This is a genomic window from Bacillus sp. AR2-1 (genome assembly GCF_008368755.1).
GTDB classification, from domain to species: domain Bacteria; phylum Bacillota; class Bacilli; order Bacillales; family Bacillaceae_G; genus Bacillus_A; species Bacillus_A wiedmannii.
The window spans coordinates 13,986-28,519 of record NZ_QORY01000010.1; the positions used below are offsets into that span (position 1 = coordinate 13,986).

Genomic DNA, 14,534 nt, shown 5'->3' on the forward strand with positions numbered 1-14,534 from the left:
CTACATGATACGAAGTGAAAATTACGACATATAAAAGAAATACTTACGACTTTCTTACAATTCTTTATAATGCGGTAAAACGATAGTGAAAACAGTTTCTTTCTCGTTACTGCGCACAGTGATATCCCCTTTATGAAGCTCTGCTATACTTCTCGCAATTGCAAGTCCCATTCCTTTTCCACCCGTATGAGAGCTACGTGATTTTTCACCACGATAAAACTTCTCAAAAACGTAAGGAAGATTCTCATTCGGAATGCATTGTCCAAAGTTTTTAATTTCTATTTCAACATTCATGTCGCTTTTAGAAACTTGAATTAAAAGCTCCTTTCCGTCTTTCCCGTACATAATACTATTACTAATTACATTTTCGAACAGCCTCACCATAAGCGCCACATCCATTTCCACATGTAACTCGTTATCACCTTTAATACGAAAGCTCATATCGGCATCATCTAGTTGTGGCACAAAATCAATCATGATTTGTTCACTGAACGCTTTCATATTTACTACACTTTTATGTAATTCAATCTCCCTATAATTTATTTGACAATAATCTAATAAATCATCTACTTGATTTTTTAATTCATAACTTTTTCGCTTTAATATACTTACATACTGTTCACATTCTTCTCTATTTGTATGAAGCTGACTTCCTAACAGGTCCGCGTAACCGATTAGAGATGTTACAGGTGTTCGTAAGTCATGAGAAATATTACTAATCATTTCAGTTTTCATTTCCTGTGATTTTTTTTCATTTTCGATAGACTCTTTTAAACTTTTAGCCATTCTATTAACATTCGCTGCTAATTCACCAATCTCGTCATTTTTTGAAATAGGTATATGTATCTCCAAATTACCATTACTTATTTCTTTCACGTTCTTATTTATTTCAGATAACCTTTTCATCATTGTTCTTGTCATGAATGCAAAGTATATTGTAGTAATAATTAAAAAAGCTATTACATATAAAAGTGAATATTTTTCTTCTAACGCAGTAACATGACTATATATATTTCCAATTACAATTTGAAACGCTATTATACTTACAGTTGCTAACAAAATGCTACATATGAATGCGATAAAAAACTTAGCTCTAATGCCTTGTAATGATTTAATCTTCAATTTTATATCCGACTCCCCAAACATTTTGAATAAGCTTCGGCTCTTTTGGATTCTCTTCAATTTTATTTCTTAATCTTGCAATATGAACCATTACTGTATTATTACTTTCATAGGCTCTTTCTTTCCAAACGCTCTCATACATTTCTTCAATAGTGAACACACGATTCTTTGCAGCGGCCATTAAGTACAAAATATCATATTCAGTTTTCGTAAGATTGATTGTTTCTCCATATAACATTACTGTTCTCGACACTTCATCGATTTCTAACCCTCTAATGTTTATTTTCTTTTCTATTACTTGGGCAGCATTTTGATTGAAATATGTATACCTTCTTAATTGAGCTTTCACTCTCGCTATAAATTCAATTGTACTGAACGGCTTCACAATATAATCATCTGCCCCAGTACTAAACCCAATTACTTTATCTACATCCGATGATTTCGCGCTTAAAAACATAATTGGTAAACTATGTTTCTCTCTAATCCTTCTACACAATTCTATCCCATCCATATGTGGCATCATAATATCCAGAATAGCAAGTTGAATACTGTTATTATTTATTATTTTTAAAGCCTCTTCTCCGTTATGAGCACTAAAAACTTTAAAGCCTTCTTGCATTAAATTCGCGTTAACAAATCGAACAATATCTTGATCATCATCTACAATTAAAATTGAGTTTTTCTCCATATACAAACCTCTTTTTGAAATATATTCCACAATCAATTTTATCACAAATTAAAACCATACTTCCCTCTTGAATAATCTTTTTTTTCAGATTAAATTATATAATAACAACACATTCTAGTTTCACAAGAAATGGAGTGAAAGTATGTTTCCTATATTAAAAACCGACCGACTCATTTTACGAGAACTTACCGAAGAAGATGCACCGAGTATACTACAATGCTTTTCTAATACTGATGTACTGCGCTATTATGGCCAAAAACCATTACAAGATGTTGATCAAGTGAAGCAAGTCATTAATAACTTTAAGCTCAGTTACAATGCAAGAAGCGGTATAAAGTGGGGAATTGAATTAAAAAACAAGAAAGAACTCATTGGTACCATCGGTTTTCACGATTGGTCTTCTGAGCATAAACGAGCCAATATAAGTTATGCCTTTCTCCCTGAACACTGGGGAAATGGATATGCGACGGAAGCTGTTTCTGAAGTTATATCTTACGGTTTCCACACACTTCATTTAAAACGGATCGGAGCAATTGTATTTCTTGAAAATGAAGCTTCCAATAAAGTGCTATTAAAATTAGGTTTTCAAAAAGAAGGAGTTCTAAAAAATTATATGTATCAAGATGATATCCCATATGATACGAATTTTTATTCTTTATTAAAATGAGTTTAATAGAAATTATACGTAAAAACTCGTTTCAGCATAATGAATCAAGATAGTGGATTTTTAACGAAAGATAGGAAACCGAGCGTTTTTCATTTCTTAGATCATCATACAACTGATGCGAAGTACAATAAATTATATAATCTAAAAAAAGGCATGAGCATACTCTTACTCATGTCCCTTTTTTACGTTCTTTTTCTGTTTTCGCAATGCTTTTGGGATGTATACACAGAAAGGTTCACTGTCCATGTAATCTCCCGTCATTGCATATGCTTTAGAACGAGATCCTCCACAAACATATCGAAACTCACAAACTAAACTTTTTAAAACTTTTCAATATCATTACTTCTTTTCTAAAACCATAAAGAACGTACTATCCGGTAGCACAACCGCATTCCCAGACTCATCTTTAAACTCGATTTTCTCGCTAAGATGTTGTGTATATCCATCCTGTAAATAGTTCATAGCTTGAACGATGTTTATTTTATCTCCAAAGATACCCTTTATGAAATCCTTATAGTCGTTTGGCGTAAATATTCCAAATTGCTCTTGCACCTCGTGAACGAAGGAATCCTCACCCCATGTATACGTATATAAGAACTCCATCGCATCGTTAACAGGCATTTTGACTGTGTTGTCTGCAAGTACCTCATACTGGATTATACGCCCCTTAAATTCACGGACATACTGCTCTAAGAACTTCATTCCACCTGCATCTTTAAAATGAATCACACGCATTAACATTTTATCTTCAGTCATGATGCCATCACGAATGATAATACGACCTCCTGGCTTTATCACCTCGTAAGCACTCTGTAACCCCTTTTTAATTACTTCATGATTGAATTTCTTACCTTCATACTCAATATAAGAGAACAGCTCATGAAGGATAGAAGAATATACAATCGTATCAACCGATTCTTTATCAAACGAGCTACCTAAGTTGATTGCATCCCCTTTAATGACGTCCCAAGAACGACCTTCGTCCTGTTTCTTCTTTTTCAACGTATCAATCACATTTTCGGAAATATCGATACCGTAGATTCGTTTATCCTCGGTCTCTTCTTCAATCATGTCTAGCATAACACCACCACCGGATCCGACATCTACAATCGTATCTCCCTTTATATAATCAAGAATAATTCGTTTATCATCAGTCGAACTATTCATATGCTCCAAATACACTTCTTCGTTATGGAATCTATCATATGCATCCTTTCGTAACCCGAAGAAATCAAAGAGCAGTACATTTGCCCGAGCATGCATCATATCTATCTTTTCTGCCTCTACACAAAAGATGATTAACGCTTCACCTACAGCAGAAAACTGAAACGATACATACGCAGTCTTCATATCTTCATCGACTTTAACCTCAAAAGAAACATGTGTTGTATTCGGCTTCTCGTTCTCACGGTACTCCCGTAGATACTTCTCAATAACCCGCTTACGATACACGTTGTCCTTCTTCTCGCCTTTGAAATCATAGTGCAACTGCTGCATCAATTTCTCGAAATGTATATGCTGAACCTTTCTAGTGCCTATCTCGTTCTTTAACATAACAAAAACTGTCCAAATATCCTCGAAGCTAAGGGCATGCATAGACGGTTCTACATACCACAAATCCTTATCAGATAAAAATGTTTGAACGTCTCTCTTCTCGCTCCCCATAATTATATCTTTTTCAAATACTGACTCCTTATGTTTTGGCGTGAGTCTATGTACACGAGAAGTAAATGGCTCCACATAACCATCAAATAGCCCATCAATTGTAATCTTCACATCGTTCTTTACTTCGCTCCACAAAGATTTTGATACACCTTCAATAATACATTGATTAAGATAGTATAGAATCTCCTTTAACCTAACGTCTCCGTATTCTTCTTTATATGTGTCAATTAAATCAATATGAGAGTTCAAACGAGCCTCTCCGCGGATATACTGCCCGATTAATCCATGTGTTCTAATTAAATCTCGAACAAACAAATACTCAGTAGAGTTTAAGTTTGTCTCTATATGTTCGATAAACTGAATATCACTAAAGATATCAGCAGAACCCTCGTTATGTACCAATAGATTGATTCCGTTCTTCTTCCATTTCTCTCGCTGTTTTAAAGAGCCTACCTTTGCAAGCTCACTATACGTTAGTACTTTTTCAATAATGCGATACGCTTCTTCATCTAAAGACAATCCATCTAACACTTGCAACGTACGGTGTACATAGTACAACACCGCATCTGTTTTTAATTCACCAAGTACTTGTACATTCTCATAGTTTTGATGTATTTCCTCTGCCTCGATCAGATACTTTAACCACGTAGGGAGAGTATTAGAAAACCCTTCAATGTATTTATTTAGAACCTCAATATTTTTCAACTTATTTACCCCCATATATAATCAATATCAGTAGTATGTTCTGGGACATCTTTTCTAAAAAGATTATCACCTTATGTCCCCTTTACCATCTATATCTCTTTCAAATACAAATGCATCAAACCGAGTCTTTTTATCATGTAAAAGAGAGTGATCAATTTAGTTTCTAACATGCCAAGTTTGTAACACATTCTTTTGTTCATCTCTTATTTTAACTTCATCAGGAATTTCGGCTGAATAAACAGCAGGACTCAGCGAAGCATTTCTTACATTAATAAACATATGTTGTGATAGAATCAACCGAAAATAGAAACGGCAAGCGGGTGCACTCCACTTGCCATTTTTTCATAGCTTAGTATGTATTTGAATTTCTTTTGCTTTCTCTTTTTCACCCTGCACTCGTACAATTAAATCATATGATCCGGATTTTGGCGCTTCAAAAGAAAGCAGACCTTCTTTTTGAGAAGTGACTTCTTCTTCATAAATAACCTTATCACCTTTTGTAACTTGCAATAAAATCGTACCTTCTTCAACGGCTGCTTCATAAGGAATTTCCACATTTCCTTTTTCAGCTTTAATCGTTTGCACATCGTAATACCCTTGCAACGAACCAATTTTTAAAGTCGTTTCGCCATTTCTTTGAACCTTTGTGACTTGTGTTGCTGTATTGCATGCGCTTAACAATACAACAAGAGTGAGAATCATAAATAAACGTAGTAATTTCATAGAAATTCTCCTTTTTTATGTATATGAATTAAAATTCTAACTCTAAATTTTGTACGATCTTATTTCCCACCTCTTAAAATAGCTGTTTTTATAATAAAATAAGTAATAGAAAATAATAAACAAGTACCCATTGTACCAAAAACTGCAACTGAGATGTTACCTGCTAATGTTTCAGTTGGATCTAATGCATTAGGTAAAATTGTACCAAAAATTGCAATACAGGCTAATACAACCATAAAATATTTAAATCTTTTTACTTTCTTATTCATACTAATTATCCCCTTTATTCCTTAACATTAACTTCTAAACCAAATCCCCATAAACCTACACCAGGACCTAATGGTACATGGAATTTGCCTCTGCTTTTTCTAGCTTCAAAGGATCCCCTGAGATTCCCAAGTATTATACATACCAATTCATTCATATAGAAAAGGCCCCGTTCAAATCAAATACTTAAGCTCCCTTATTTTTATAATACTCAAATAATTATACACAAACATCGCTATCGATTCATCTTAATACCTCAATTACCTTTTAAGTATATCAATGACAAAATATATAATCTAATATTTTTTATATAATTAAAAACAAACATAGTTACAACAAGAGATTGTTTGTATGCTGATTTGTACTGTATTCCCTTATTCCATGTACTCTTTAAAAAACCTTACTTTTTAAAAAGTAAGGTTTTTTGTATTTATTCATTAGCGATATAAGCATTCTTATACGTATAAACACCACCAAATTGATGCTTCTCAATTCCTTTTACATAATCCTTTTGTACGTAAGCTGATCCCATTTGATAAAGCGGTGCAACTGCAGCATCCTCTAGCAGAATACGCTCGGCCTCTTGCAATGCTTCCCATCTTTTCTTTTGATCTAGTACAAAATCGCTTTTCGCTTTCTTTATTAATTCATCGTAGTGAAGGTTAGAATAATTCATTTTGTTATTTTGATTATCCGTCGTAAAGAGTTCTAAATAACTAATTGGGTCTTTATAATCCGGTCCCCAATTTGCCATAGATATATCGTAATCTCCTGTTTGTTCTAACTGTAATTTTTGCTTAAATGGCTGTTGTTTAATTTGTATCGTGAGTCCTTGCAAATGCTTTTCTAAGTCACCTTTTATATATTCTGCCATACGTTTTGCATTATCTTGTTCATACGTTAAAAACTCGAGGTTTACTTCTTCTACTCCCAGTTCTTTTTTCGCTTCTTCCCAAATCTTTTTCGCATTTTGCAAATCATATGGAGAAAGATCTTCATTATCTTTTCTAAAATCTTTACCAGTCTCTTCATTTATATGACCAGCCGGTACAAGTCCACTTGCAGACTTTGCCCCGTTATTAATAAAGTGAGCAACGAAATCTTCTTTATTTAACGCTAATGAAATAGATTGTCGCACCTTTTTATTTGCTAACGCACTATTTTTCTCATTAAAACGTATCATAGCAATTCCTGAATCGCTCGACATATGTAAGTCCTTACTTCCCTTATACTTATCTACAAATTGAGAATTAATAGGCACTCGATCCAAATCACCAGTTTCGTATAAATTAACAACCGTCATTGTATCTTTTACAATTTGAAAGTTTATTTCGTCTAATTTCACTTTCTTTTGATCCCAATATGTAGCATTCTTCTTTAATTGAAACTCTTGTTCATGCTTCCACTTCTCTAATACAAACGGCCCGTTATATATGAGATTACTAGGTTCCAATGCATAATTCTTTCCTTGTTCATTCAAAAATGATTCATGCTGTGGTAAGTAAATCGGCAGTGCTAACAACTGTAAAAAATACGGAATTGGCTGTTCGAGTTCCACTTCTAACTTATAATCATTTATTGCTTTAACTCCAAGGTTATCAAGAGGCATTGTTCCTTTATTAATTTCTTTCGCATTTTTCACATGAAAGAGCATGTACGCATATTGAGACGCTGTTTCACGGTTAATTGCACGTTTCCATGCAAACATAAAATCATTTGCTGTCACACTGTCTCCATTTGACCATTTTGCATCTTTACGCAAATCAAATGTATATTTTTTACCATCTTCACTTCTTTTAAACGATTTTGCTACTGCTGGAATAGGCTGATCTTGATCATCTAATACATACAACCCCTCAAATATGTTTTGCATAACGTGTGCTGATGTACCATCCATCGTTTTCGCAGTATCAAGAGAAGGAATTTCTTCAGATACTGTTACATTTAATACTTGTTCTTTTGCCTCTGTGTCACTTTTATTCGCTTTATTATTACAAGCTGTTAATAATAAAGATGTAACAAGTGCCATTACCATTAAATGGCTCTTTTTTCGCTTCATGAGTTGTTCTCCTTAAGTATAATATATTATAAAGTGTAATATATTATAGCAGAAATACTAACAGAAAGATGCGACATTCTTTTGAATATTTATTCGTCCAAGAAAAAAGCTATCCTTTAAAAAAGGATAGCTTTTTCAACTACATATAATTACCTATCTTTGCAAACCTCGTTTATAACGACTTGCTTCAAATATAATACGCTCTTCATCTAACGTTTTACATTCGCCATTCCAAACGACACGTTTTCCGTTAATGATTACATCACTTACATCTTTTCCACTAGCAGCATATACAAGGTGCGATAACACTTCATCTGCTGGTTGTAAATGCGGCTTATTAGATGGATCAATTGTGATAAAATCGGCACACTTTCCGACCTCAAGTGATCCTGTTTGTTTCATGCCGATTACTTCAGCAGCTCCTTTAGTCGCAAGTGTAAGAGCCGTTTCAACTGGTAATGCTGTTGCATCTTGATGAATACCTTTTTGTAATAATGTCGCTATACGCATTTCTTCAAACATATCTAAATTGTTGTTGGATGCTACACTATCTGTTGCAATTCCTACTTTCATTCCTGCTTCTAGCATCGCTTTTACATTCGCTATACCAGATCCTAGTTTTAAATTACTATTCGGGTTATGAGCTACTCGAACATCATGTTCTGCTAAAAATGCACGCTCATTTTCATTTAATACTACACCGTGTGCAATAACTGTTGGGCGTTTAAACAACCCGCAACTTGCTGCATATTCTACTGGACGTTTTCCGTACTGCGCTTCAATATCACGTACTTCACGCTCTGTTTCCGAAAGATGAATATGAACCATCGTTTGATTTTCTACTGCAATTCGTGCGCATTCTTCTAACAGTTCTGTAGAACATGTATATGGACTATGCGGTGCAACCATCGTAGTTAACATGCCACTTTCGTTATAATAACGCTTTACATATTTCTCAGCTTCTTCGATTGCTTTCTTTTCATCGTCTTTCGTTCCGAAGCTAAATAAAGTTCTTGAAACAGCAGCTCGCATCCCACTTCTTGATACCGTTTCCATAATTGCATCTTGATCTACTCCAATTGGATTAAACATATCAGAGAATGATGTTGTACCACTTTTCACCATTTCAAGTAATCCTAATTCCGTACTAGCGACCGCAAGCTCTGGAGTAAACTGACTTTCAAGTGGCCAAATTCTCGTCTCAAGCCACGGCTGTAATAACATATCATCGCCAATACCTCTTAAGAGACTCATTACAACGTGTGTATGTGTATTTACAAGCCCTGGTAATATCCATTTTCCTTTCATGTCAATTACTTCATCTACTTCAAAATCATTAGCGAATTCTCCGCTCTTTACATCTATAATTTGATCATTTTCTACAATGATATATCCATTTTCTATCACTTCATTTTGTTCATTCATCGTTACGATTGTAGCGTTTACATAAGTTGTTTTCAAAAGTATTTCCCCTTTCAACTCTATGAAGTTCCCTTTAATAAGTTACCACCATTATAGTAACTTATTCAAGATTAAGAGTCAAAAGATAATTTGAATTCTTTCATTATCTTTTCCTTCAAAATGCTATATTGTTTTTCATTTGTATCTGCAAATGCTTCTTCTCGATTTGATTCCACATCCAAATAATTCAATCTTCCATTGAACTGAGTCTCTGTAAAATCAAACCTCTGTCCAACTATACAGTTATAAAAATGCCACACCTCCCCCTACTTTTGTCTTTTTGCTTTTTCCTCCGTATATATCTTGAACGACTAAAGCCGTTACACCACACTGTCCCTTTGCCGGATTCTCAATAGTCCACTTTGAACTTGTTTCAATAGACCATGATTTTACTAGTGCTTCATATATCCTTTTTATCTTTACATCATCCATTCTAATCTTCTCCTACTATTAATTGTTTTACACATCATATTGCAAAAGAGGCAGTAAACGATCCTCAAAAACCGTTGATGGTGTCTCTCCTATTAACTTTGCTCCCATCTTCAAGTAAAACCCTTTTGCATTCGGATCACTATCAATTGTAAAACTTTTTATTCCTAGCTCATTTGCTTGCTCTATTACAAACTTCCACATTATTTTCCCATAGCCCTTTCCTTTGTAACGAGGATGAATGTATAAGAAATCGAGAGCTTTATCGTTACGTAAAAATGAGAAAAATCCAATCTTCGTATTTTCATTTTCTAAAACATATACAAAATTATTACTTATGTACCCTTCGGTAATTGTTAAATCTTCCTTACAAGCAAGTATGAATGCTTCGCTATAGTTCCACGTTGCTTTTGAATGTAGTGCAAGTTCACTTAATTCATTTGCTTCACTTAGTAACGCATTTCTTATCTTCATGATTCTTTCTCCTCACCTTTGATATATAAACTATTAAAATGATTCGAAAAAATAATTTAAAAAACCTCTTATTTCCGTAAATAAGAGATTACTTTTATAATTCCTCATAATAGGTACCAATTTTTTAAAAGAAAAAAACGCCATTCCTGAAAATTGGCGTTCTTTTTCTTTTACCCTTTATGGCATATTATATTAAGAATCATTTTTGCACTTCTAAACAGTTTCTACTACCGCTTCAAGCATTGTTCCATTTTTAGCATAGTTTGTATGCCAAGAAAAAGCTTTTTCTAAAATATGAGGAGTTTGTCCACCTCTTGTTTTTGCTTCCTCGTAATAAGCTCGTAGCTGTTCACGATACATTGGATGTACGCAATTCTCAATAATTAGTTCCACTCTTTCTCTTGGCGCTAGTCCTCTTAAATCCGCATACCCTTGTTCAGTAACGATAACATCTACATCATGTTCAGTATGGTCTACATGAGAAACGAAAGGAACGATGCTTGATATGTTGCCACCTTTTGCAATCGATTTAGTAACAAAAATAGCTAGGCGTGCATTTCTCGCAAAATCACCAGAACCACCAATACCATTCATCATTTTTGTACCTAAAACATGAGTAGAATTAACATTTCCGTATATATCTAATTCTAAAGCAGTATTAATCGAGATTAATCCAAGGCGACGAATGATTTCAGGATGATTAGAAATCTCTTGCGGGCGCATCATTAATTTGTCACGATATTTTTCAAAGTTAGAAAATACTTGTTGCATTTTCTCTTCAGAAAGCGTGATGGAGCAGCAGGAAGCAAAATTGACTTTCCCAGCATCCATTAGATCAAAGACCGCATCTTGTAAAACTTCAGAATATACTTCTAAATCTTCAAACTCCGAATCTAGCATGCCGTGCAATACTGCATTAGCAACTGAACCAATTCCCGATTGTAACGGTGCTAAACGATTTGTTAATCGACCTACTTTAACCTCTTCTCGAAGGAACTCTATTAAATGCTGTGCCATAATAACAGTTTCTTCATCTGGAGGAACAATTGTCGATGGCGAATCCAGTTGATTCGTAAACACAATTCCCTTCACTTTTTCAGCATCAATTGGGATACCGATTGTTCCAATTCGATCATCCGTTTTTACGAGCGGAATAGGGAGTCTTTCCCCTTGTTTACCTGGTTCATATAAATCATGCAGCCCCTCTAATTGCGTAGATTGAGCCATATTCATTTCAATAATAATAGACTTAGCATTTAAGGAGAATGCTAAGGAATTTCCAATTGAAGTGGTTGGAATAATCATTCCATCTTCAGTAATCGCAACCGCTTCCAAGATAGCAAAATCTATATCCATAACGTCAGCACGAAGTAACTCTGCTGTATGAGATAAGTGCTGATCCACAAATAAAAAGTCCCCGTTATTAATTCCTTTTCGCATAGTTGCATCTGCTTGGAAAGGCAATCTTTTCCCTAAAATTCCTGCCTCAGCAAATAATTTATCTACATCCGAACCTAAGGAAGCCCCTGTATAAACATTTACTTTAAAAGATTTATCATTCTTAACTCGGTTTACAAGTGCAAATGGGACTGCTTTTACATCACCAGCACGTGTAAATCCACTTAATCCTAAAGTCATTCCACTTTCAATCCATGAAGCTGCTTCTTCAGGTGTAACTACTCGATCTTTTAATCGTTGATCTCTAATTCTATCTAAATTATTCTCCATATGTAATCCCTCTCCCAATGAATATTCATAATTATTTTACACATTAACACCATCAAAACAGGGATTTTCTTACACAATGCCGAAAATTCAGATAAAACAGCAAATCTAGGTTCTAAAGCAGAAAATTTTAGAATCCTAGAAGCTTACGAAAATAACTGGCGTATGATTGACTTACTGGTACCCTCTCTCCGTTATCCATAGAAAGTAAAAAAGTAGAATGGGTATCAGGATAAATCGCTTTAATATGATTAACATTTACAATAAAGGAACGGTGGCATCTAATAAACGAATCTTTCGGAAGCAAGTATTCGAATTCTTGTAGAGAGTATTTATGTGTTCCTGTTAACTCTTCTGAGTTCACATATGTCTTTTTATCTTTAGCCTCTAAATACATGACCTTTGCAAAAGGAACTGGAACCCATCCGTCTGTTGTTTTTAAAGTAACGACTGACTTACCATCCGTTAAAGCGGGATAAATTGCCGTCACGCAACCTTCAATCCTTCCATTATTTGAAAATGGTACGGCCATTCCATGATAAGGAATACCGAAAACATCTCGGTTAATAAACTCAGAGGCTTTTTGCTTCGTTACCATTGCTTTATGAGCAATCGTTCCTTCCTTAATAGGATTCCCGGCGCTAATCTTTAAATCAATTCGTTTACTTGGCCGATAGTAAATATATTCTTTCGTATTCGAAACAGCGATTGATATTTCATCTGAAAATAATTCCCCAACAACATCTAGTAGTATACCTAATGTTTTATCTTCCATATTATTAACACCTCATTCACTATTATACTACTATTATAATTTGTAAAACCGTTCAACAATTTGAACGGTTTTACAAACAATTTAGTTCACCTTAGCCCCATAACATCTTGCTACTGCAACTGCCTGCGCTATATCTAATTTCACATTTTTCAAATCAAAACTTGTAAAATCAATTCTATCAACTATCGCCCCTTTTAAATTTGCACCGCTAAGTTTCGCCTTCCCTAGTTGTACACCTGTTAAATCTGCTTCACGTAAATCTGCTTTTTCTAAATTACATTCATATAGGTCAGCTTCAATTAAACGTATACCCTTTAACATTTGTTTACTTAAGTTCGCGAACCTTAAATTCGTATATGACCAATCGCCCGATATTATAGTTATTCCGTCTAAATTCGCTTCTTCAAAATCAGAGCCAGTCATTTTACATTCTTCAAACTTCGATACGAATAAATTCACACCAACAAACTTACAATTTGCAAATGTAGTTCCTTGATGGATAGAAGCGTTAAATAGAGCACCGGTAAAATCACATTCTATGAAATTACAATTTTCAGTAGAAACTTCCGTTGCATCTACCCCTCTAAAAGAGCATTTTATGAAGGTACAATTTTTCAATTCCTCTTCTTTAATCAAAACATCTTGAAAATCTATTTCTATATACTCTTTATTTACAAATTCACTCATAACTATTCCTCCATTTCCTCAAAGAAACCTCACTTGAAAAAAGTGAGGTTTCTTCTCATACAATATGCCCATCTAACCAAGAAATCAAATCTTGAAATACTTCATCTCTATTTACTTCGTGGAACATTTCATGCCTTCCATTTTCATATAAACGCAGCGTTACATCTTTCACGCCACATTTTTTATAATTTTCATATACTTCTTTTACACCTTTCCCCATATCCCCAACAGGATCACGATCTCCTGAAAAAATATGTATTGGAAGATTTTTCGGTGTTTTCTTAAACTCTTCTAGTTTATTTACTTCTAATACACCGGAAAACAATTCGCGATAAAAGCTTGTTGTACAAATAAATCCACATAACGGATCCGCAATATATTTATCAACTTGATTATTATCTGAAGATAACCAATCAAATTTCGTACGATTTGGCTTAAAGTGTGAGTTGAAATTTCCGAAAGATAAAAAGTTTAGCATCGGACTTTTCGTTTTTGCCCCGCGTAGTTTCATCTCGATTGTCGCTACTTTATGACCAATGACTCCTAAGAATCCCGGGTTCCCACCAGTTCCTGAAATAAGGAATCCATCATATAATCCACCTTTAAGTTGTACAGCACGTCTTGATAAAAAAGAACCCATACTATGTCCAAGTAAAAACAACGGACATGTCTGCTCTTTTCTTATCGTTTCTGATACAAAAACAACATCAGACACAGCCTCACTCCAACCTACATTTGGTTCAAAATGACCATAATCTTCTTCTCTTTTCACTGTTTTCCCATGACCTTTATGATCATGCGCATAAACACCATACCCTGCTTCTAATAAAGCAGTAATAAAGTCTGTATAAACACCTGCATGTTCTGTCATACCATGTGCAATTTGAATAATCCCTCGCGGATCTCCTTCTGGTAACCACTTACGCAAATAAATTTCCGATCCATCCAATGCCGTAACGAAACTTTCCTGTACGTTCATTTCGTCAGCCCCCAACTCTATTATGTATATCAAAAAATGAATATCCATTCATTATTCTTATTATGTATTATATGCAATTGCCTTCATTATGACAAATGACCCACTTTT

General features: G+C 34.4%; 13 protein-coding genes and 2 pseudogenes. 1 reads left to right on the forward strand and 14 read right to left on the reverse strand.

Going from position 1 to position 14,534, the window contains the following annotated elements:
* Positions 1 to 54: 54 nt before the first annotated feature.
* Positions 55 to 1,122: a sensor histidine kinase gene (locus tag DT250_RS13670; protein ID WP_060489980.1), complete on the reverse strand. Its 1,068-nt coding sequence runs from the start codon at positions 1,120 to 1,122 to the stop codon at positions 55 to 57.
* Positions 1,112 to 1,810, reverse strand: coding sequence for a response regulator transcription factor (locus DT250_RS13675; protein WP_060489979.1), 699 nt, complete (start codon positions 1,808 to 1,810; stop codon positions 1,112 to 1,114). The genes DT250_RS13670 and DT250_RS13675 overlap by 11 nt, the downstream gene beginning before the upstream one ends.
* A 142-nt stretch (positions 1,811 to 1,952) precedes the next feature.
* Here DT250_RS13675 and DT250_RS13680 point away from each other — a divergent pair, with 142 nt between their 5' ends.
* On the forward strand, positions 1,953 to 2,477 hold the full coding sequence (locus DT250_RS13680; protein ID WP_149213160.1) for a GNAT family N-acetyltransferase: 525 nt from the start codon (positions 1,953 to 1,955) through the stop codon (positions 2,475 to 2,477).
* 165 nt (positions 2,478 to 2,642) lie between these two features.
* On the opposite strand, the pseudogene DT250_RS13685 reads toward DT250_RS13680, so the two are convergent.
* From DT250_RS13685 to DT250_RS13745, 12 genes and pseudogenes are all read right to left on the reverse strand, one after another.
* A pseudogene (locus DT250_RS13685) lies at positions 2,643 to 2,789 on the reverse strand (radical SAM/SPASM domain-containing protein); the annotation flags it as partial.
* A 27-nt stretch (positions 2,790 to 2,816) separates the two neighbouring features.
* Positions 2,817 to 4,862 (reverse strand): class I SAM-dependent methyltransferase, encoded by a 2,046-nt coding sequence (locus DT250_RS13690; RefSeq protein ID WP_149213161.1) that lies wholly within the window; start codon positions 4,860 to 4,862, stop codon positions 2,817 to 2,819.
* Between the two features lie 327 nt (positions 4,863 to 5,189).
* Positions 5,190 to 5,570: a BA_1872 family lipoprotein gene (locus DT250_RS13695; RefSeq protein WP_149213162.1), complete on the reverse strand. Its 381-nt coding sequence runs from the start codon at positions 5,568 to 5,570 to the stop codon at positions 5,190 to 5,192.
* Positions 5,571 to 5,629: 59 nt separating this feature from the next.
* Complete coding sequence (locus DT250_RS13700; RefSeq protein WP_144524905.1) at positions 5,630 to 5,839, reverse strand: hypothetical protein; 210 nt, start codon at positions 5,837 to 5,839, stop codon at positions 5,630 to 5,632.
* 428 nt (positions 5,840 to 6,267) lie between these two features.
* Entirely contained in the window at positions 6,268 to 7,896 is a 1,629-nt protein-coding gene (locus DT250_RS13710) for a peptide ABC transporter substrate-binding protein (RefSeq protein ID WP_149213163.1), read from the reverse strand.
* Positions 7,897 to 8,049: 153 nt separating this feature from the next.
* Positions 8,050 to 9,375: a bifunctional S-methyl-5'-thioadenosine deaminase/S-adenosylhomocysteine deaminase gene (locus DT250_RS13715; protein ID WP_149213164.1), complete on the reverse strand. Its 1,326-nt coding sequence runs from the start codon at positions 9,373 to 9,375 to the stop codon at positions 8,050 to 8,052.
* A 53-nt stretch (positions 9,376 to 9,428) separates the two neighbouring features.
* Positions 9,429 to 9,789: pseudogene (locus DT250_RS13720) on the reverse strand (YunG family protein).
* A 27-nt stretch (positions 9,790 to 9,816) separates the two neighbouring features.
* Complete coding sequence (locus tag DT250_RS13725) at positions 9,817 to 10,260, reverse strand: GNAT family N-acetyltransferase (protein WP_149213165.1); 444 nt, start codon at positions 10,258 to 10,260, stop codon at positions 9,817 to 9,819.
* A gap of 213 nt (positions 10,261 to 10,473) precedes the next feature.
* Positions 10,474 to 11,988 (reverse strand): acetyl-CoA hydrolase/transferase family protein, encoded by a 1,515-nt coding sequence (locus DT250_RS13730; protein ID WP_088121845.1) that lies wholly within the window; start codon positions 11,986 to 11,988, stop codon positions 10,474 to 10,476.
* A 127-nt stretch (positions 11,989 to 12,115) separates the two neighbouring features.
* Positions 12,116 to 12,760: a LytTR family DNA-binding domain-containing protein gene (locus tag DT250_RS13735; protein ID WP_149213166.1), complete on the reverse strand. Its 645-nt coding sequence runs from the start codon at positions 12,758 to 12,760 to the stop codon at positions 12,116 to 12,118.
* An 81-nt stretch (positions 12,761 to 12,841) separates the two neighbouring features.
* The gene (locus tag DT250_RS13740; RefSeq protein ID WP_098068174.1) at positions 12,842 to 13,447 is read right to left on the reverse strand and encodes a pentapeptide repeat-containing protein; all 606 of its coding nucleotides are present in this window, start codon (positions 13,445 to 13,447) and stop codon (positions 12,842 to 12,844) included.
* Positions 13,448 to 13,502: 55 nt separating this feature from the next.
* Positions 13,503 to 14,426, reverse strand: a complete 924-nt coding sequence (locus tag DT250_RS13745) for an alpha/beta hydrolase (RefSeq protein ID WP_149213167.1) — start codon at positions 14,424 to 14,426, stop codon at positions 13,503 to 13,505.
* Positions 14,427 to 14,534 lie beyond the last annotated feature (108 nt).